The following is a 20,640-nucleotide window of genomic DNA, read 5'->3' as shown; positions in this document are numbered from 1 at the left end:
TTTAAGAGTTTAATCATTTAAAGTAAAAAACAACATTATCGTATCAATTTTATTAAAGTTATTTTAGTTTGTCCCTATTTTTTAAATGCTTTCTTGGTCGTCAACTTGAAAGTTTAATATGATAAGGCCGAAATCGCTTCCATTAAAAATCATAATGACAAATAAATTTATACTCACCTTAACCCTATTATCGAAATTAAAGAAGCCGCGTACACCTTTAAAATTTACCGTAAATTGCACCTAAAATAAATATGATGATGAAATTAAATAAAGTTGTGCTGTTACTGGCGCTGAGTTTTGTACTGACATCCTGCATCATTTCTACGGCTGCGAAAATTGTAACCACCACCGCGAAAATAGGAATCGGCGCAGTGAAGGGAACGGTAAAAGGAGTAAGTTGGGCGGTTCGAAAAGCAGAAGGGAAAATAAACGAAAACCTCTTAAACGGAACTTGGAAAGTAGTGGGTGTTTATAATGGAAGCTTCGACCAATATGCACAGGATGCCGATCCAGCAAATAATTTCACTCCGGAATGTGGTGATTCTATGGAAGTGATCGAGTTTAAATCTAAACGGGGAAAGTTTCTTCCTATTCATTGCCAGACTGAAAAGGTAGATTGGATCAAATACAAATTCGACTTTGGTCGTAATCCACAGACCAAAAACAAAGAAAACTATTTCAAGTATAATTCCAGCAATTATATTTCCATCATTGATGTGAATAGTAAAACGATGGTATTGGAAGGTAACCTGATGCAAAATTATGCTCTCACAGGTGGTAAATTATATCTTTTTGAAAAAGTAAAATAAATAGCGGATTACTTTTCTCGCGGAAACAACTCTGTAATCAGTCTTACAACAACAATCTTTGTATATTTTAGGGGGCTGTAAATCGTTAATTTATTTAACAATTTAATGGCCTCTATCACGATATTTTAGTAATCTTTGTGATTTTTCTTGCGAGAGATTATTTAATTTCGTACCTTTTCAGATAATCTCAAAATAAAACAAAGTATATGGCGGATTCTTTCACAAAAAAAGAAAACATTAAGAAAAAACTTCAAAAGAAAAAAGAAAAGGCGATGCGTCGTGAAGAACGCAAAGAAATTAATGACAAAGGAAAAGAGCTTGATGACATGATTATGTATGTAGATGCAAACGGTCAATTAACAAGCACTCCTCCAGACAGAAGCAATGATGAAGGTGTTGATCTTAGCAACATTCAGTTGGGTGCAGCGCCAATTGAAGCGGAAGAAATTATAAAAAGAGGGACCGTTACTTTTTTCAATGAAAAAGGATATGGGTTCATTACTGAAGAAAAAAGCAAAGAGAACATTTTCTTCCACAGCAACAACTGTACAGAATTGGTTAAGAAAGGAAACAGAGTTTCATTTGAAATAGAAAAATCTCCCAAAGGATTTTCTGCGTTTGATATCAAAGTAATCAAATAGTCAACTAAAAAAATAATAGAAGCTTCGCGAGAAGCTTTTTTTGTTTCTACTTTTAGGGAATACCAAGTATTTTACTGCCTATTCTCTTATTTTTGAAAAGTTAAGGGTCCATTTATTTTTCGCTATTTCAACTTGAAATTCATTTGCTCACATTTACATTGAGAGATAAACGGTCGGAAATAGCCTGTTCCAATTTCAACTAAAAACATTTTTTCTAGCGCTTGCCGCTTATACATCCAAGCAACTTCACCTTATGTTTAAAACAACTCTGAATAAAGGAATATTTATACCCAGTATTCTGTTTATTTTACTCGTATCCCTTGTATCCGTTCTATATCCGGAGATGGCTGATAAAATTCTGAACCTCATTAAGAATTTTATTTTTGTCAACTTTAACTGGGTTTATGTCTGGGCAGTAACTTGTTTCGTCATCTTTTTGATTTACCTCATGTTCAGCAAATACGGTAAAATACGGCTGGGTGACAATGACAGCCGGCCAGAACATTCTTTCTTTTCTTGGGTTGCGATGTTATTTTCAGCCGGAATGGGAATCGGACTCATGTATTTCGGAGTCGCCGAACCTATGCAACATTACACCGCTGAAGTTTTTGGATTAGAGCATTATGTCAATCGGGCAAAAAACGCCCAACTCTATACTTTTTTTCACTGGGGAATTCACGCCTGGGCCATATACGGTTTGGTTGGCTTGGCACTCTCCTACTTTGCCTACCGTCTTAAACTTCCTTTATCCCTACGAAGCTGTTTTTATCCTTTATTAAAAAACAAAACCGACGGAGCCTGGGGAAATTTAATTGATGTCTTTGCCCTCTGCAGTACTTTTTTCGGAATTACCACCACTCTAGGTTTTGGCGTTGTGCAGATTAACTCAGGTTTACAGATTTTAAATATCGTTCCCGACACCAACTTTTTGTATCAAATTATGATCGTTGGAGTTCTAATTTCACTAGCCATCATATCCGCGCTTACGGGGGTGGACAAAGGAATTAAAATATTAAGTAAAATTAATGTAATGATGGTTGCCGGTCTTTTACTGTTTGTTCTTTTATTAGGTCCAACTGTTTTCCTGATTGGTAGCTTTACCGAAGGATTGGGAAATTACATCAACAATTTTTTTAATCTTACTTTTGCCACTCATGCCTACGATCCCGCAGAATTACCCTGGTTTTATGACTGGACGATTCTCTATTGGGCTTGGTGGATTTCCTGGTCGCCGTATGTAGGACTATTTATCGCCAAAATATCCAAAGGCAGAACCATCCGCGAGTTTGTGGTTGCCGTTTTACTTCTTCCTTCTTTATTCAATTTTATCTGGATGACCGTTTTTGGCAACAGTGCCATCTGGTTTGATGTCAATGTTGGCAATGGCGCTCTGAGTGCGCTAGCTGGCGATCCTGATGCCCTCATGTTTCGGTTTTTAGAATACCTGCCTTTTTCCACCGTTGCTAGTTTTATGACCATCCTTATTGTCATTATCTTTTTTGTGACCTCTGCAGATTCGGGCATCTTTGTAATGAATAATATCGCCACTAAAAATGCCGTTAAATCTCCGAAATGGCAAACCATTTTATGGGGAAGTTTACTGGCTGTCTTATCATTACTGCTTTTAAATGCTGGCGGTTTAAAAGCCCTTCAAAGCATGACGCTCATTACGGCGTTACCTTTTTCGGTGATCTTAATTTTGTTTATTATCAGTTTGGTCAAAGCGCTGACCATTGATCAGGAATATTACGACCGCAGTTTTTCCAAAGCCACGGTGCCATGGTCTGGTCGATTATGGAAAGAGCGTTTGAAACAGATTGTGGCTACCAAAGATCGAGCATCGATTGACCATTTTGTCAATACCGTAGTTAAAGAAGCCTTCACTGAACTTCAAGTTGAATTCGCCGACAACAACATTTTGGCCAGCCTGAATCAACAGAGCAATCCAGCTAAGATGGAACTTGAGATTAAGTACGATCAAATCAACAATTTCGTCTACGGTGTAGAAACAACCGCCAAAAAAGTCTCTCACTTTTTAGTCGATGAAGACAACCTGCCCGAAGTTCAGGAAAAAGGAGCCTTTTATCCAAAAGCTTATTTTGGCGATACGCGCGAAAGTTATGACGTGCAGTATTTTACCAAAAATGAATTGATCTCTGATGTCCTTAAGCATTACGACCGCTTCCTGGATATTGTGTCTGAAGAAAGAAACGAAATGTTTATTCGCACTGATTCGAATGAGAAGGCTGGGTAATGGGCATGGCTGTTTAACTGTTTCCAGTTTGCCTAAGTTTACAATTAAATAGTATTAAAAGTTTTAAATCTACTTTAGGTTTGTTAATAAGATGATTGAATTCTTATTAATGTGTTCACCTAAGGTTCATTTATCACGAAAAATTCACTATTTTTAAGGTGACGCAAAGCACAAGATATCGAAAACATCAACTTAAAAATAAACACGCCCATTATGAAAAAACAAACAGTACACAACCTTATTATTTTAGACGAAAGTGGTTCAATGGAAAGTATCAAAACCCTTATCATTTCTGGCTTCAACGAAACGGTTCAGTCGATTAAAGGTTCTCAAAAGAAATTCCCCGAGCAAGAACATTTTATCTCGGTGGTAAGTTTTAATAATCTTGCTAATAAATTGCTTCACTTTATAGATCCTGTTGACAGACTTAATGAAATTGATGGCGAGCAGTATCAGCCAAACGCAGCTACTCCACTTTTTGATGCCATCGGATTTGCAGTCACGAAATTACACCAAGTCGTAAAAGATCAGCCGAACTGCAATGTCCTGGTGACCATAATGACGGACGGTGAAGAAAATGCCTCCAGAGAATATTCCGGCAAGCAGATTAAAGAACTCATCGAAAAGTTAAAAAATGAAAAATGGACCTTCACTTATATCGGCACCGATCATGATGTGGACAAGATTGCACTTAATCTTTCCATTACCAATACTTTGATCTTCGAGAAAAACGAAGCCGGCATTAAAGATATGTTTGTGAAAGAAAGAAAATCACGCGATATGTATTATTCGAAAGTTCAAAAAAATGAAGACACCAAAGATAATTTCTTTGAGGAATAGAAAGTGAGGTAAGCGTATAGATTACAGCCCGGATTTTGAATCTGGGCTTTTTTATTGATTTTAAAATAAATATATTTGTGTAAATAAAGATTATGAAAAGATCCAAAATAACTCTTCTTGCGCTCGCATCTGTACTTCTATTCTCTTGTACAACGCAGCAAAAGACCGCGTCTCAATCAACTCCACAAGAACAGAGCGCTCAGACCAAAGGAAACAGCATCGACCGTTTTGCCGACATCGAAGTGCTAAAATATCAAGTTCCAAGCTGGCCTGACTTAACATTGAAAGAAAAAGAATATGTGTATTACCTCAGCCAGGCGGGTTACGCCGGTCGAGATATTAGCTATGATCAGAATTACAAACACAATCTGAAGATCCGCCGCGCCCTGGAAAACATCTATCAGAATTACAATGGTAATAAAGATACCGAAGATTGGCGCAATTTCGAAATTTACCTTAAACGCATATGGTTTTCTAATGGTATCCATCACCATTACTCCAACGAAAAAATCAAACCTACGTTTTCGAAAACCTACTTTGAACAGCTCTTAAAAGCGAGCAACACCAAATTGGATGTAAACGTGGCTGATATCATTTTTAATACTATAGATACCAAAAAGGTGAACTTGGATTTGAGCAAAGGTTTACTCCGCGGGTCAGCTGTTAATTTTTACGGAGACGGTGTCACCTCTGATGAAGCTGAACAATTTTATGCCAATATGAAAAGCCCTGATGTCAATCGGCCGCTTTCGACCGGATTAAATTCCAAGTTGGTTAAAGAAAATGGCAAACTCGTTGAAAAAGTTTGGAAGAGCGGTGGCATGTATGGTGCGGCTATCGACCAGATCGTCTATTGGTTAGAAAAAGCCAGAACAGTTATCGAAAATCAAAAACAGGCGGATGCTTTAGCATTGCTTATTAAATATTATAAAACTGGTGATTTAAAAGCTTGGGATGATTACAACATCGCTTGGGTGGGAGCCACAGATGGTAATATCGATTATAACAACGGCTTTATCGAAGTATACAGCGATCCTCTCGGTCACAAAGGTTCCTATGAAAGTGTAGTTCAGATTAAAGACTTTGACATGTCACGAAAAATGGAAGTTCTTTCTAAAGAAGCACAATGGTTTGAAGATCATACGCCGCTAATGCCGCAACACAAGAAAAAGAATGTCGTCGGCGTCAGTTATAAAACAGTGATTGTTGCCTCAGAATCGGGCGACTCCTCACCGAGCACACCAATTGGTGTTAACCTTCCGAATGCCGACTGGATCAGAGCAGAACACGGCTCAAAATCCATCTCTTTGGGGAATATTATTGATGCTTACAACATGGCTGGCGGGTCAGGTCGTTTAAAGGAATTCGTCCATGATGAGGAAGAACTTCGTTTGTCTGAAAAATATGGCGAACTCGCAAGTAAGCTGCACACTGCCTTGCATGAAGTAGTCGGTCACGCTTCGGGCCAAATCAATCCGGGTGTGGGAACGCCGAAGGAAACATTGAAAAGCTACGCCTCTACCATGGAAGAAGGTCGCGCTGATCTCGTAGGTCTATATTTTCTCTATGATCCCAAGCAGCAGGAACTTGGTTTAGTAGACGACTGGAAAGCGTTGGGAAAATCAGCCTACGATAATTATATCCGAAATGGCTTGATGATGCAGCTGGTCCGTTTAGATCCCGGTGCCGAGATTGAAGAATCCCACATGCGAAACCGCCAGTGGGTTAGCGCCTGGGTTTTTGAGAAAGGTCAAAAGAACAATGTCATTGAAAAAGTAGTGCGCAACGGAAAAACTTATTTCAACATCACCAATTACGAAAAGCTACATGATTTATTTGGTCAGCTCCTGCGCGAAACGCAACGCATCAAGTCAGAAGGTGATTATAACGCGGCAAAAAACCTGGTTGAAAACTATGGCGTAAAAGTAGATCAAGCCATTCACAAAGAAGTGCTGGCGCGAAATGCCAAATACGACGAAGCGCCGTACCGTGGATTTGTCAATCCTTACATTACGCCCGTAAAAAATACGAGTGGTAAAGTCACCGATTATGTTTTAAAATATCCTAAAACCTTTTCGGAGCAGATGTTACAGTACGCTAAGGACTACAGTTTCTTACCGGATAATAATTAGCTTCGATAAGCTCAGCTACCTCGACAAGCTCAGCTACCACGACAAGCTCAGCTACCACAACAAAAAAGCCACTGAGAAGTGGCTTTTTTGCTTGGCTTGGTTTCGATATTTATTCATCCGTGGCTTCGACAGGCTCAGCCACCGACGGGATCTCAGCCATCGAAAAAAGAAAATAACTCCTGGGTAGAAATCTAGCGCGGTGCCTGAGCTTGTCGAAGGCATAGCAACACTGGCTTCGACAGGGATTTCAGCAGTGGTTTCGACAGGCTCAACCACCAATAGTATATCAGCCATCACAAAACAAGCAAATGTTTCCTGGTGCCTGAGCTTGTCGAAGGCACATCTATAATGGTTTTCAACAGAAAATATATCTGTGGTTTCGACAGGCTCACCACCGAGAGGATCTTATTCATTATACAATAAGAAAATATTCCCTGGTGCCTGAGCCTGTCGAAGGCACATTACTATTTACCACTTTCTTTATTTTTAGACAGCAGCGGCAAATCATCAGGTCTATTCTCAATCAGCGCTTCCTTCTTTTTACGGCTCCAACCCTGCACTTGTTTTTCCCTATAAAATGCCTCCGCAATATTTTGATATTCTTCATAATAGACCAACACGACTGGGAGTCTTTTTCTCGTGTGATTAGCACCTTCGCCGTTTTGATGTTGTGCTAATCGCAATTCAAGATTTATGGTACTACCGGTATAGTAACTATCATCAACACATTTTAAAATATACATATATCCTTTAGCCATAATAACGTGGTGTTTAATAATAGTGTGGTTTCGACAGGCTCAACCACCGAGAAAGTCACAATATAATATAGGTCCCAATAGTCGCGGCGATTAAACCCATCGCGGTGCCTGAGCCTGTCGAAGGCACATCAATCGTGGTTTCGACAGGCTCAACCACCGCGAAGCACCTCACCCACCACCTCACTTTCTCCGAAGATAGTTCTCATGCAAGAATTCTTTAAAGCCACGCACTTCATCTTCCAAGGCATAGCCGCCGCACCAATGAGTGTACCGATTATAGAGTAAAGCTTTTAAAGAAAGTGGAATTCCATCTTCCTCATCATAATAGGGCAAGACATCTCGCTTATACTCAAGTAAGCGCGGAATGTCCTCTGCTCTCTCTGCTGCATTTTCGACCCACATTTTTTCGTAAGACCAGAAATTAGGCTGCGCACAGGATTTCGGACAGTCTGCTTCCCCTTTAAAGTATTGGGTCAATTGAAGGAGTGGATTTGTATCAGACATAAGGATTTGAAAGCTAAGGTGTTAAAATAAGGTAGTAGGTTCTAGCGATTGATCTAAATTGACCGCCACCAGGTCTGCCTCATGATTCGGAAAAGCAAAATCCTGAATAGCTCGATCGGTCAGCCATTCTTTTTCCATGGCTTTGGTTAAGACGATGGGCATTCGGCGTTTGATGTTGTGAATCTCCGTCATTAATTCATTGGCTGCCGTGGTCACGATCGAAAAAGTGGTTAATTGTTCGCCACTTTCCTGATCGGTCCAAGTTCCATAGATGCCACCCAAGGCAATGAGCTTCGTATTGGGTAAGGTTAAAAAATGCTTCTGTTTTACTTTTCCTTTGCCGTCCAGCCATTTCCATTCGTAAAAACCTTTTACTAAAACCAGACAGCGCTTTTGATAATTATTCCGATAGCTAGGTTTTTCTGCAATGGTTTCTATTCTGGCATTTAAAGTTTGTTTCTGGATGGATCTGTCTCTAGCCCAAGACGGAATTAAACCCCAATTTGCCGCCGTAGCCACCGCAGGGTTTTCATCTAAAATAACAGCAACCAAGGGATGACTGTAGCCATTCAAAAAAGGTTGGGCTTCAAAGTCTTTTCCTTCATAGCCAATGTTGTACACGTCTTTAATTTCTTTTTTAGTGAGGGTGGAATCTACGTAATAACACATAAGTGAATCTATTTTATGAATAATTAAAGATAATTAAATCCCACCTTTTTATAACAAGTTTTCTTTGAACTTATTTTTCATTATCCTCTTTTCGCAATTTGCCGGATAAACATGCAGGTTGACGCGGTTTAGTAAATCTTTACATAAAATATCCTAAAGGTATTTTGGAATAAATTTAACAATATAATATAAATTTTAGTTTTTTAATTGACAAAAATTAAAGAGAGAGAGAGAGAGAGAGAGAGAGAGTCAGGGAATAGTTAAGCGCGACTAATAATTTAAACACCTTGTGACATTTCTCCGTCTTATGCAAGAATAATAGTTGAAATTTTAGATTCCACATTTTTGAAATTTTTGTAAAGACTTTACAAACTGCCTCACCATATACAAATAGTGCAAGTCAATTATTATTTATATTTATATAGATATCTCTAATGGCAATGTTAATTTCAAAACTTTATCTAATAGTAATTCTCTCTAAAAGATTTATTTTCCTTCTTTTAATTTTTAACTTTCCTTTTTTGTCATTAAGTTTTAAACCGTATTTAAGCATATTGTCAATTAACAAATTTCATCTTTCGCAACAAATAATTACTTATTTTTATATCTTTAGAAATAATTGATATTCATCTTAAAATATATGTCCACAAAATTTTTCACCAATGTAGATCATAACACTTTATTCAATAAATTTAAAGGAGTTTTTGATAATAATAAAGATATAGAATACTTTGATGCCTTGGTTGGTTACTTCCGCTCATCGGGCTATTTTAAAATAAGACCGCTCCTTAATGATGTTCCAAATATTAGAATTTTGGTAGGTATTAATGTAGATCATATTTTATCGAAGTTTCAGTCTAAAGGTCTGCTGTTTCAAGAAGATGCTGATCAAACTTTAAAGGAGTTTTTATCAGATATAAAAAAAGACATTCAAGAAGCCAACTATTTCGCAGATGTTGAAAATGGTATTCTACAGTTCATAGAAGATATATGCAATAAAAAGATAGAAGTTCGCGCACATCCTTCCAAAAAATTACACGCTAAGATATATATTTTTAAACCCGAAAATTGGAGTGAGCACAAAACAGGATCTGTAATTACTGGCTCTTCTAATCTTACAGATGCTGGTTTAGGTGGTAGTGGAGAAAAAGATTTTAATTACGAATTTAACGTAAAATTGCAGGATTTTGATGATGTGAAATTTGCGAGTGATGAATTCGAAAGTCTCTGGTTAGAAGGTATTTCTATTCTTCCATATGACATTCAAAAAGTAAAAGAAGAAACTTATCTGAATGATGATTTTACACCTTTTGAAATTTATATCAAATTTTTAATAGAATATTTTGGTAAAAGTGTGGAATTTGATCCCAATTCTATTACTGATTTACCGGAAGGTTTTAAGCGGTTGTCTTATCAAATAGACGCAGTAAATCAAGGATTTCAATTATTAGAGCAGCATAATGGCTTTTTTTTAAGTGATGTTGTAGGCTTAGGAAAAACTGTTGTAGGAACGTTGATTGCTAAAAAGTTTTTTTATAGTAACGGATTTCCGACGCATATTTCTAATATTTTAATCATAGTTCCACCTGCATTAAAGAATAACTGGGTAGAAACTCTTGATAAATTTGGACTTCAAAACTACCGTATAATTACCAACGGAAGTTTGCATAAAATCACCAATCCTACAAAATATGATCTCATAATTGTAGATGAGGCACATAAATTTCGGAATGATACTGCAGACGCTTATAACGAATTACAAAAAATTTGCAAAGCGACCACCAATCGCCGTTTGAAAGATGGCTCTTTTGCCAAGAAAAAAGTAATGCTAATTTCTGCGACTCCGCTTAACAATAGACCTGCAGATATTGCCAACCAGATTTATCTTTTCCAGGATTCTAAAGACAGCACGCTGGAAGTTTCCAATTTGCAGCATTTCTTTAGACTTCGTATCGACCAGTACGACAGATTAAAACAAGAGACAGACGTTAAAAAAGTGCAGGATGGCGTGAAATTAATTTATGAAGATATTCGGGAAAAAGTAATAAAACCGCTGACTATTCGGAGAACAAGAACTGATTTAAAAATTCACGATTTGTATTCCGAAGATCTCCAAAAACAAGGCATTGCATTTCCAGATATTGAAAAACCACGGAAAATTTTTTACCAATTGGACGAAGATTTAGATCAATTATATGATCATACAATGAGGCTTTTAAGCCATCCGGAAGAAGGAATTAAATATTATCGGTATCAAGCGATTCGATATTTAAGAGAGCCACAACGTAGTAAATACAAAAATGCTGATGTTGCCTCTTTTGCCCTCGCAAAATTAATGCGTACTATGCTTGTAAAGAGAATAGACAGTAGTTTCTACGCATTCAAGAAATCTTTGCAGAGATTTACTGATGCTACAGAGATGATGCTGCAGATGTTTGAAAATGGGAGAATTTACATAGCCCCAAATCAGAATGTAAATGAATATATGATGGAGGGCAAAGAAGAAGAACTAATTGCAAAATTGACAAATCTTCAATTCACAGATCCTACGATAACTATTTGTACACCAGAAGATTTTGATCCGGAATTTTTAAGAGGTTTACAAAAAGATTTTTCTTTAATGAAACCTTTGAATGACAAATGGCAAAAAGTAAATGAAGACCCAAAATTTGATGAATTTCTTCTTCGTATAAAGACGGAATTAATGAGCAAAGAAATTAACCACAGCAAAAAACTGGTTATTTTTTCTGAAGCAAAGGATACTACTAATCATTTAAAAGCCAAATTGGATGAAGCGGGAATTGAAGGCGTACTCGAAGTAACAAGTGAAAATCGAAACAAAGTGGATCACATTGTTAAAGAAAATTTTGATGCTAACATTCCCACAAGTCAGTACAAAAGTGATTATAACATCATTATTGCTACAGAAGTTTTAGCCGAAGGTATTAATCTGCACCGCTCCAATGTAATTGTAAATTATGATACACCCTGGAATTCTACAAGACTGATGCAGAGAATTGGTAGAGTAAACCGTATTGGCTCTGTTGCGCCGAAAGTCTATATCTACAACTTCTACCCGACTGCAAAAGTAAATGACGACATAGAACTGGAGAAAAAAGCAATTATGAAATTGCAGGCTTTCCATTCTGCTTTGGGCGAAGACAGCGAAATTTATTCACCAGATGAAGAAACCCAATCTTTTGGTCTTTTTGAAAAAGATGTAGATGAGCAGAAAGATGAACGCTTGGCTTTCCTTATGGAATTAAGAAAATTCAAGAGTGAAAGTCCTGAAGAATTTCGAAGGATAAAAAATATTCCTGTACGGGCAAGAGTTGGGAGAAACAGAAAAATATTAGATAATACAACTCTCTGCTTTATGCGTAACCATCGCAGAGATGCATTCTACTGGATCAAGGCTAATAACAAAATAGAAGAACTGTCATTTGTTGAAACGGCACATGAATTTAAAACCGATCCACCAGAAAAAGCAATTCCACTTCCTGATTTCCACCATGAGCAAGTACAAATTGCTCACCAGGATTTTGAAGAAAAAGTAATGGCAGATATCAGTACCAACCAAACAGTAGATGCTACACAAGGTCCAAATGAAAAGCGTGCCAAACATTATCTTGGAGGCTTTCTTTCAATCCCCTTTCTTACAGAAGACGAAAAAATAAAAATCAGGACTGCACAGAAGGCAATATCAATGGGCAAGTTTCAAAATTTACAACGGGAAATAAATAAACTGAAGAGAGATACCACAAAAATTAGAATGAAACCTGTAGAACTAGTTGATGCTCTATTCATAATCATCAACGCTTATCCGTTGGAAACTATTTTACAGGAAGAAGAAACTGTGATAACCATCAATGCTTACGACCAATACAAACCCGAAATCATTATCTCGGAATCTTTTGCTCACAAAAAATAATCTATGGAAATTAAAGAACTAAAAAAACTGCTGCAAGAGCCGTATTCAAATGCCAATTGGAAAATTTTATTGACCCACGTTTTTACAAATGTTGATTTTTTGGCAAGACCAAAAATAATTCCCACCACTGATTCCCGTGTGAAGGAACTGAAACAATACGGAACTGTAAGATTATCTGATGGTAAAAACCTGGCGCTTTTTGAGTTGACTTTAAATGATAATGTAAATCTTATCAACAACCGTGTTGGCTTAAATGAGCTGGTCAATAAACACATTGACCAGTATAATCATCATGGAATACTTTCTATTTTTGAGCAAGGGAAAGAAGACTACAGATTTACCTTTACCGCAAAAAATACCGAGTTTGATGAAGAACAAGGCTTTGTAAATACTTTTACAGATACGAAACGTTTCACCTATATTCTGGGAGCCAATGAAAGTTGCAGAACTGCTGCGGAACGCTTTGATACTTTGAGCAAGATTCCGAAAAAAACCATTGAGGAAGTAGAAGACGCTTTCAACGTGGAAAAATTGAGCAAAAAATTCTTTAAAGAATATATTGAACAATTTGACAAAATGGTCGATTTTCTTAAAAGTAAACCTACCTATTTTCAAGCAGTTTTTAATGGTAATGAAAGTACTGCCAGAAATTATGTGAAGCGTTTTATGGGAAGACTGGTCTTTCTAAAGTTTATCCAGAAAAAAGGTTGGCTTGGTGTTCCTACATCAGAAAGTGGTTGGGAAAATGGAGATTTTCAGTTTTTAGAAAATCAGTTTAAAAATTTTAAGCATAAAGAAGTTTTTGTCAGTCAGTTTCTAAATCCGCTTTTCTATGAAGCTTTAGATGTAGGCGATAGAACAAATGACGAATTTCAAAACCGCGGTTACAAAATACCGTATTTGAGCGGTGGTCTTTTTGATAATGATTATCCTGTTGAAAATCGCGTAGATTTTGAGGTGAAATATCTTACTAATTTATTTGATTTTTTTGAACGATACAATTTCACCATCGATGAAAATGATCTGCACGACAAAGAAGTAGGAATTGACCCTGAAATGCTCGGTCATATTTTTGAAAATTTGCTGGAAGACAATAAAGACAAAGGTGCATTCTACACACCGAAAGAAATAGTTCGCTATATGTGTCAGGAATCTCTGAAAGAATACCTGAAGACGCATTTAGAAAAAGTAAAACTCTGGCCGAAATCTGAAGAAAAAAGCAGAGAACTCACGGAAAGTATTGCCAATTTTGTAGAGAAAAAAGAAACTTCTGCGCTCTTAAAATTTGATCGAGAAATTGCCATTGCTTTGCGGGATGTTAAAATCTGTGATCCAGCAATTGGTTCTGGTGCGTTCCCGATGGGATTGCTGAATGAGATCTTTACGATGATGAAAAACCTTCACGAAGCAAGCCCGGACATAGTGGGAAAGGTCTGGAACATGAAGGATGAAAAATGGCAACCGAATGTGGTAAAAGAAAACATTATAAAAAATTCTATCTATGGTGTTGATATAGAAGCCGGCGCTGTAGATATTGCGCGTCTGCGTTTTTGGCTGTCTTTGGTTTTAGAAGAGCAGGAGCCGAAACCATTGCCGCATTTAGATTACAAAATAGTGGTGGGTAATAGTTTGGTAAGCAAACTGGGAGATACCATTATAGATATAGATTGGGATGCAGATGAAAGAACAAAAGGTCTCTTTGAATCTGACTTTCTGGAAAACCAAAAAAATATTTTAAATAAAATTACAGAGAAGCAGATAAAAGCCTTTGATCCCAATAGTGATGATGAAAAATTGAGTATAGAAATTAAAAATTTAAAAATAGATCTGCTCATAAACCAACTATCATTACTTATTGAAAATACCGTACTTCATAAACCGCCAAATCCTGCAGATAAAAAATTTAAAGAATTGAATGCTATTTGGCTTGATGTGCAAGGATGGAAAAAGCAGATTAAGGAACTAGAATATTTGAAAAAGCAAAAAGATAAAGACTTACAATTTTTTGACTGGCGTTTAGATTTTGCTGAAGTGATGAACCCAAAAATTAATGAAAATGCGGGTTTTGATATTGTGATTGGAAATCCGCCATACTTAGGAGATAAGGGACATAAGGAAGTTTTCAGACCAGTTATGCAATGTCAATTTGGTTTTAAATATTACAAAGGACAGATGGATTTGTTTTATTATTTTTTTCACAAAGGAATAGATTTACTTAAATCTAAAGCGAATCTACACTTCATTACTACTAATTATTTTATAACTGCAAATGGAGCGATTAAATTAAGAAAAGATTTTAAGGAGAGAACATCTATCAAAAAAATTATCAATTTCAATGAACTTCGAATTTTTGAAACTGCTCTTGGTCAACATAATATGATAACTTTTTTAACAAAAGAATTTGCACCTAAGTCAATTGCAGAAGTATATGTCTCGAATGGTAAGCAATTATTTAACTTGAAAACAATACGCAAATTCATTAATAAAGAATTAGAAACTGCAAATTATTATTCAGAAAAAAATGAAAATTTATATGAAACAGAGCAGAATTATATAAGGTTAATTGCCAATAATGCAACAGAAAATATAAATGAAATATTCTATAAAATTAAATTAAATACATACAATCTTTCTGACAAATTTTTTATAAACGCGGGAATTGGTGTAACAATCGGAAAATTATCATCAAAATATATTATAGATTATCCAGATTTAGATATAGAAGCAGGTGATGGTGTTTTCGTGGTAAATCATAAAGAAAGTAAATTTATAGAAAAAGACATTTTAAAACCTTTCATTAAAAATAGTGACATTGAACATTATTTTTACAATTTAAATGAGGATAAATTAATTTATCTTACAAGACTCGATAATATTGATGATTTTAATGAAACAAAAAAACATCTTTTAAAATTTATAAAAATTTTAAAAGATCAAGTTATTTCTTATGAGGAAAAATTTCCGTGGTATGCTTTAAATAGACCAAGGACAAGAGATATATTTGATGATACAGATAAGATTGTTTTACCCTATCGAGCAAAAAATAATTATTTTGCATATTCAAATGAGCCAGTTTATGGAAGCCGTGATGTACTTTATATTCGGAAAAAAGAAAAATCACAAAACATAAAGAGTTTATTGGCATTATTAAATTCCAAATTAATTTACTTTTGGCTTTATCACAAAGGAAAAAGAAAAGGTGAAATTCTAGAGATGGTTCAAACGCCGATTTCTGAAATTCCAATTCCAAAATTTAATTTGAAAACTGAAAAGATATTAGAGGAAACAATTAATCTTATACTAAGTGAAAGAAAAAATTCTCAAAAAATTTGCAATTTTAAATCAAATATTGACAATCTTGTTTACAAAATCTACAATCTTACTTTTGAAGAAGCGCTTATAATAGAACCGGAACTAGAAGAGCGTTTGAGCGAAGCAGAATATAACGCGTTAGTAATTTAAAAATGGTAGAGAACACAGACTTCAGTTGGGTAAAAACGCACCGTGAAATTGTACGATATCTTAAAGAAAATCAGCACAACCAACTTGAATTAATAGAACTTCTAAAATTTACGGGCATCGGTCCGTTCGATAATGATGTAGATGACAAAGGCAATAAAACTGAACTTATAGAAATTGATCCTTTCACGTTTTTCTTTTTCATTTATAAATATGGGCAACCCAAAAGATTAGAATTTTTACAGAAAATTGCAGCAGAGTTAAACTTAGAAAAGCCTACTGGAGATTTTGGTATTCCCTCCGCAAACGCGCAAAAACTATGGTTGTTTCCTTATGAACGAAACAGAAATAATAATGAGATTGAAAGACTTTGGATCTTTTTCTTCGCCGCACTAGAAAGTAAAATCACGAATGAACTTTTTGCCGATGTGATTACAATTGCAGGTGTTGGATTGGCAAAAATTACAGAAGGTTTATTTGATGTAGATCCAGAAATTTATTTCCCCATCAATGCGCCGACAAAATCATATTTAAAAGAAATTTTAAAAATTGATCCAGAGTTTAAAACTTTTATAGAATACGAAAACATTTTAAACCAGATTAAATTAATAACGGACAAATCATTCTACGAATTATCCTACGACGCTTGGTTATGGAACAGCACACAAAGCAAAGATGAGAAAATATTCAAAAAAACAGTAGCGAAATTCAGCCCAAAAGAAATCAATTTCTATTTTCAGTTTTTAGAAAAGATTGTCACGGAACTGAATTTAGAAAGTGGTGATAGCAGAATTGTTTTTAGTTGTGGGAAAAATTATTTAAATTTTAATATCGGTCAGCGTTTTGTGTGGCGATTGGAACCAAAAAAAGGTTTAAAATACCATATCATCACCGATAAAAAAATGGCTGAAAATTCAGGTAACTTTGATGGCAAACCAGAACATTACTATTATGTTTTCAGGGAAGAAGACAAACTAGCAGAAGTAAAAGAATCTTGCTTAGCAGCAAGTAGTATAGAATTAGCAAGAACTCAGAAATCTGGCTATAGAGATCATAACAATAGTAGTTTTGAGCAAGCCGTTTTTAATAAAATTTTCAGCTCGCAGTTTTTAGAATCAAAACCTATGAAAGAAGAAACATTAAACCAGATTTTTTATGGTCCACCCGGAACAGGTAAAACCTACAACACCATTTCCGAAGCTTTAAAAATTGCCGTACCACAATTTTATAAAGTTCATAAAGACAACAGAAAAAATCTGACGGAGCAATTTAAAAATTTACTAATTACAGATTGGAAAAATACAAATGGTCAAATTGCGTTTTGTACTTTTCACCAATCTTTTACTTATGAAGATTTTGTAGAAGGTATTAAACCGGTAACTACTATTGACAAAAATATAAACTACGAAATAGAACCCGGTATTTTTAAAAAAATCTGTGATTTGGCTGAAGCCAGTAAAAGCACAAAAAAGATTAAAACTGAGGGTAAAATAGATTGGACAGACGACCATTTCCGGCAAGCATCATTTTTCAAAATGAGTTTGGGCGAATCTACCAAAAAAGAAGATACCGAAATTTATGAATTTTGTAAAACAGAAAATTACGTAGCCATCGGTTTCACAGAATCAGATCTCACCGGAAAAACCGAAACGGAAATTAAGGAAATCTGTACCGACGAAGATTTGCAATCTACAGCGGGAAGCCAATTGAGCACCTTCATTCACGGGATGAAAAAAGGCGATTACGTGCTCATAGGAAATGGAAATTCTTTTGTGCGCGCATTAGGAAAAATAGTTGGAGATTATGAATTTCATGAAGATTATCCAACTTCATACAAACATTATAGAGCAGTAGAATGGGTTTTTAAAGACGAAAGCATCCCAATAGAAGAAATTTATGATAAACAACTTCGCCAGCAAACCATTTATAGAATAGACCACGAAAAAGTAAAAAGAGACTTTTTCGTAAAAGACGGCGCGTCAAAACCTAGTGAAGACGAAGAAGTAAAACCTTATGTTTTAATAATTGATGAAATCAACCGCGGAAATGTAAGTGCTATTTTTGGTGAGTTAATAACTCTGATAGAAAAGGATAAACGTTCAGGTTCCGATGAAGAATTGCAAGTAGTACTTCCCTACTCCAAAAAAGTTTTTAGCGTGCCTGATAACGTTTATATCATAGGTACAATGAATACAGCAGACAGAAGTATAGAAGCATTAGACAGTGCATTAAGAAGACGTTTTAATTTTACTGAAATTCAACCAAAAACATATTTAATAAAAGAAATTTTACAAGATCGATCGACTTGGAATTTTATTGATCTTCAGGAAGTTTTGGAAACCATTAATAAAAGAATTACTGTTTTAATTGATAGAGAGCATCGTATCGGACATTCCTATTTTTTAAAATTAAAAGATGCATCTTCTGAAGATTTTGGAGGAATGCTGAAAGCGGTATTTTTTGAAAACATTATTCCGCTAATGCAGGAATATTTCTTTAATGATTATGTAAAAATAGGTATGGTTCTCGGAACAGGTTTTTTTGAAGAAAGTGTTCCCGAGCAACAACTGTTTGCAGAAATAGAAGATAGTCTAGAAGATGATTACAGCGACGTAAAGATTTATAATTTCAAAGATTTAACTTCAATTTCTGATACAGATTTTATAGTTATTTTAAATAAATTACTTAATAAATAAAATTGAAAGCGCCTCTCCAATTTTTCGAATATGATAAAGTATCCTGGAAAGGAAAATGGGAAAGAGATGTTTTTTCCAAAGATCTGTTTCTTGCTTTTGAAAAATACTACACTGCAAATCCGGAAACTCCTTTCTTTGAATTAATACCCTATGGCGTAAGATTTAAACAATACGTTGGTGCCATCCAAATTGGAAAGACTACTATAGAAATTTTGCCAAAAGTAGGAAAGGAAGGAAACGAAAAAGTCTGGCAAAGTATTCTTCTCGATATGCTGAAAACCTGCAATCTGATGCAGGCTAAGCAAACCGGAGAAGCACACTTAAAATTGAAATCTAATTCTGTACTTGAATTGTATTATGAACTCTACCTCAATGAAATAGAAACTCTTATAAGAAATGGATTTATAAAAAAATACCAACCAATATCTGGACAGATGAAAACGCTTAAAGGCGCCATAAAGTTTTCAGAAAACATTGCTAAAAATACTATTCATAAAGAGCGGTTTTACATCAGACATTCTATTTATACCAAAGATCATCTATTACATCAGATTTTATTTGAAGCATTACTTATAATAGAATTGCTATCTAATTCATCTTTGTTAAAAGATAGAATTGGCAGATTAAAAACAATTTTTCCAGATGTAAAAACTTTGAAAGTAAATCCTACTCATTTTGGAAAAATAGAAATTTCCAGAAAGCATATTCCTTACCAGCAAGCCTTGACTATTGCCAAACTGATTTTACTAAATTATAAGCCAGATATACAATCAGGAAGAGAAAATTTGCTGGCTATTATGTTTGATATGAACGTCCTTTGGGAAGAATACATTTTCAAAATTTTGAAAAAAAACCATTCTAATGAATTTCAAGTTTTGGGCCAGAGTAAAAAATTATTCTGGGGAAAAAATCAGAAAATAAAACCAGATATTGTTCTTGTAAATAAAATTTCTAATAAAGTATATGTGATAGACACCAAGTGGAAAGTGCTTAAAAACAGCAGACCAAGTGATGAAGATTTAAAACAAATGTATGTTTACAATCACCACTGGGCAAGTCATCAAAGTATTTTATTATACCCACAATCTGTAAATCAACAAAACAGAACAGGAAGCTTTGCGTTACCTATGGATTCTCAAGAACATCACTGCCAATTGGCTTTCGCTGAGATATTAAAAAATGGAAAATTAAATAAAAATTTATCAAAAGAAATTATTGATTGTGTAAAATTGTATTGAAATCAATTGCAGTACGAACACTACAAAAAAACTCCACTTTCACAAGAGGAATTTACTTTTAAAAAAATAATCAATTCCAGATCTTAACTGTTTTAATCTATACTTCACTGTGCTCTTTACCGCAGCACTTTATATTTCACTTTCAAAATCCCCTCTTTCAAATTCCCTATTTTTTTAAAAGCACCCTGACTCAGATCAAAAGCTCTACCCGCTTTTAAGGGACCTCGGTCATTGATCGTTACCATTACTTTCTGTGAATTTTCGATATTGATGATTTCTACTTGGGTACCGAACGACAGGCTTTTGTGGGCGGCGGTCATTTTAGCATGTTTGTACACCTCGCCGCTGGCCGTTTTGTTACCATTAAATTTGTTGGCGTAATACGAAACCGTAGTCGTTTGATAAGAAGAGCCAATGTTGCCTCTGTTGGCGCCACATGAATATAACGTAAGACTCAGCAGGACTACAAATAAAATCTTGAGGGTTTTGTTAAAGGCAGATGGGTTGATCATTTTTCTTTTTTCCAGTAAGGGGTGAAGATGAAAGTTCGTTTGATTATCTTAAAGCTTGCAAAAATACTTATTTAAAATTCAGTAGGAAACATGCTTGGCAAAGTTGATTGCCCTCTTGTTTACTAATGGTAAGACTTAGTTTAAACTTACTTTTTTATTTTTAGAGGCTTGTTTTAAACCAGTGAAAACACGAGTTA

The 20,640-nt window shown here is 35.3% G+C and carries 13 protein-coding genes; 9 read left to right on the top strand and 4 right to left on the bottom strand.

All coding sequences use genetic code 11. The features are described 5' to 3' along the window. Window positions 1-254: 254 nt before the first annotated feature. The 5 genes from BMX49_RS09785 (at window position 255) to BMX49_RS09765 (ending at window position 6,676) form a co-directional block, all read left to right on the top strand. Window positions 255-809, top strand: coding sequence for a hypothetical protein (locus tag BMX49_RS09785; RefSeq protein WP_246005124.1), 555 nt, complete (start codon window positions 255-257; stop codon window positions 807-809). A 206-nt stretch (window positions 810-1,015) separates the two neighbouring features. After that, window positions 1,016-1,450: a cold shock domain-containing protein gene (locus BMX49_RS09780; RefSeq protein ID WP_034720313.1), complete on the top strand. Its 435-nt coding sequence runs from the start codon at window positions 1,016-1,018 to the stop codon at window positions 1,448-1,450. Between the two features lie 253 nt (window positions 1,451-1,703). Continuing rightward, entirely contained in the window at window positions 1,704-3,704 is a 2,001-nt protein-coding gene (locus BMX49_RS09775) for a BCCT family transporter (RefSeq protein ID WP_034720312.1), read from the top strand. 213 nt (window positions 3,705-3,917) lie between these two features. Continuing rightward, window positions 3,918-4,544 carry a vWA domain-containing protein gene (locus BMX49_RS09770; RefSeq protein ID WP_034720311.1) on the top strand — a complete coding sequence of 209 codons (627 nt, stop codon included), beginning with the start codon at window positions 3,918-3,920 and terminating at the stop codon, window positions 4,542-4,544. Between the two features lie 92 nt (window positions 4,545-4,636). Then, the gene (locus tag BMX49_RS09765) at window positions 4,637-6,676 is read left to right on the top strand and encodes a dipeptidyl-peptidase 3 family protein (protein ID WP_034720310.1); all 2,040 of its coding nucleotides are present in this window, start codon (window positions 4,637-4,639) and stop codon (window positions 6,674-6,676) included. 464 nt (window positions 6,677-7,140) lie between these two features. Here the strand turns inward: BMX49_RS09765 and BMX49_RS09755 are convergent, their stop codons facing one another. The 3 genes from BMX49_RS09755 to BMX49_RS09745 all read right to left on the bottom strand — a co-directional run bounded on the left by BMX49_RS09755 (window position 7,141) and on the right by BMX49_RS09745 (window position 8,607). Beyond that, complete coding sequence (locus tag BMX49_RS09755) at window positions 7,141-7,434, bottom strand: GIY-YIG nuclease family protein (protein ID WP_034720307.1); 294 nt, start codon at window positions 7,432-7,434, stop codon at window positions 7,141-7,143. A 180-nt stretch (window positions 7,435-7,614) separates the two neighbouring features. Beyond that, the gene (locus BMX49_RS09750) at window positions 7,615-7,938 is read right to left on the bottom strand and encodes a hypothetical protein (RefSeq protein WP_051803814.1); all 324 of its coding nucleotides are present in this window, start codon (window positions 7,936-7,938) and stop codon (window positions 7,615-7,617) included. 21 nt (window positions 7,939-7,959) lie between these two features. Then, window positions 7,960-8,607 carry an SOS response-associated peptidase gene (locus BMX49_RS09745; protein WP_051803813.1) on the bottom strand — a complete coding sequence of 216 codons (648 nt, stop codon included), beginning with the start codon at window positions 8,605-8,607 and terminating at the stop codon, window positions 7,960-7,962. Between the two features lie 640 nt (window positions 8,608-9,247). Here BMX49_RS09745 and BMX49_RS09740 point away from each other — a divergent pair. The 4 genes from BMX49_RS09740 to BMX49_RS09725 are packed head-to-tail and all read left to right on the top strand — an operon-like array spanning window position 9,248 to window position 19,931. Then, on the top strand, window positions 9,248-12,538 hold the full coding sequence (locus tag BMX49_RS09740) for a helicase-related protein (RefSeq protein ID WP_034720306.1): 3,291 nt from the start codon (window positions 9,248-9,250) through the stop codon (window positions 12,536-12,538). A 3-nt stretch (window positions 12,539-12,541) separates the two neighbouring features. Beyond that, complete coding sequence (locus BMX49_RS09735) at window positions 12,542-16,000, top strand: Eco57I restriction-modification methylase domain-containing protein (RefSeq protein WP_034720304.1); 3,459 nt, start codon at window positions 12,542-12,544, stop codon at window positions 15,998-16,000. A gap of 2 nt (window positions 16,001-16,002) precedes the next feature. Next, window positions 16,003-18,693, top strand: a complete 2,691-nt coding sequence (locus BMX49_RS09730; protein WP_051803812.1) for a DUF8426 domain-containing protein — start codon at window positions 16,003-16,005, stop codon at window positions 18,691-18,693. Between the two features lie 2 nt (window positions 18,694-18,695). Then, entirely contained in the window at window positions 18,696-19,931 is a 1,236-nt protein-coding gene (locus tag BMX49_RS09725) for an McrC family protein (protein WP_051803811.1), read from the top strand. Between the two features lie 116 nt (window positions 19,932-20,047). On the opposite strand, the gene BMX49_RS09720 is transcribed toward BMX49_RS09725, so the two are convergent. After that, entirely contained in the window at window positions 20,048-20,443 is a 396-nt protein-coding gene (locus BMX49_RS09720; protein WP_034720302.1) for a septal ring lytic transglycosylase RlpA family protein, read from the bottom strand. Between the last annotated feature and the right edge of the window lie 197 nt (window positions 20,444-20,640).

Source organism: Kaistella antarctica, assembly GCF_900109615.1.
GTDB lineage: Bacteria > Bacteroidota > Bacteroidia > Flavobacteriales > Weeksellaceae > Kaistella > Kaistella antarctica.
The sequence above is the reverse complement of the archived record's forward strand: the minus strand, read 5'-3'. Positions and strand labels throughout refer to the sequence as shown.

Excerpts from the sequence above, each read along its gene's own strand:
- BMX49_RS09770 (WP_034720311.1), top strand. The coding sequence starts at position 3,918 with ATGAAAAAACAAACAGTACACAACCTTATTATTTTAGACGAAAGTGGT.
- BMX49_RS09735 (WP_034720304.1), top strand. The coding sequence starts at position 12,542 with ATGGAAATTAAAGAACTAAAAAAACTGCTGCAAGAGCCGTATTCAAAT.
- BMX49_RS09730 (WP_051803812.1), top strand. The coding sequence starts at position 16,003 with ATGGTAGAGAACACAGACTTCAGTTGGGTAAAAACGCACCGTGAAATT.
- BMX49_RS09755 (WP_034720307.1), bottom strand. The coding sequence starts at position 7,434 with ATGGCTAAAGGATATATGTATATTTTAAAATGTGTTGATGATAGTTAC.
- BMX49_RS09765 (WP_034720310.1), top strand. The coding sequence starts at position 4,637 with ATGAAAAGATCCAAAATAACTCTTCTTGCGCTCGCATCTGTACTTCTA.
- BMX49_RS09785 (WP_246005124.1), top strand. The coding sequence starts at position 255 with ATGATGAAATTAAATAAAGTTGTGCTGTTACTGGCGCTGAGTTTTGTA.
- BMX49_RS09775 (WP_034720312.1), top strand. The coding sequence starts at position 1,704 with ATGTTTAAAACAACTCTGAATAAAGGAATATTTATACCCAGTATTCTG.
- BMX49_RS09740 (WP_034720306.1), top strand. The coding sequence starts at position 9,248 with ATGTCCACAAAATTTTTCACCAATGTAGATCATAACACTTTATTCAAT.
- BMX49_RS09780 (WP_034720313.1), top strand. The coding sequence starts at position 1,016 with ATGGCGGATTCTTTCACAAAAAAAGAAAACATTAAGAAAAAACTTCAA.
- BMX49_RS09720 (WP_034720302.1), bottom strand. The coding sequence starts at position 20,443 with ATGATCAACCCATCTGCCTTTAACAAAACCCTCAAGATTTTATTTGTA.
- BMX49_RS09750 (WP_051803814.1), bottom strand. The coding sequence starts at position 7,938 with ATGTCTGATACAAATCCACTCCTTCAATTGACCCAATACTTTAAAGGG.
- BMX49_RS09745 (WP_051803813.1), bottom strand. The coding sequence starts at position 8,607 with ATGTGTTATTACGTAGATTCCACCCTCACTAAAAAAGAAATTAAAGAC.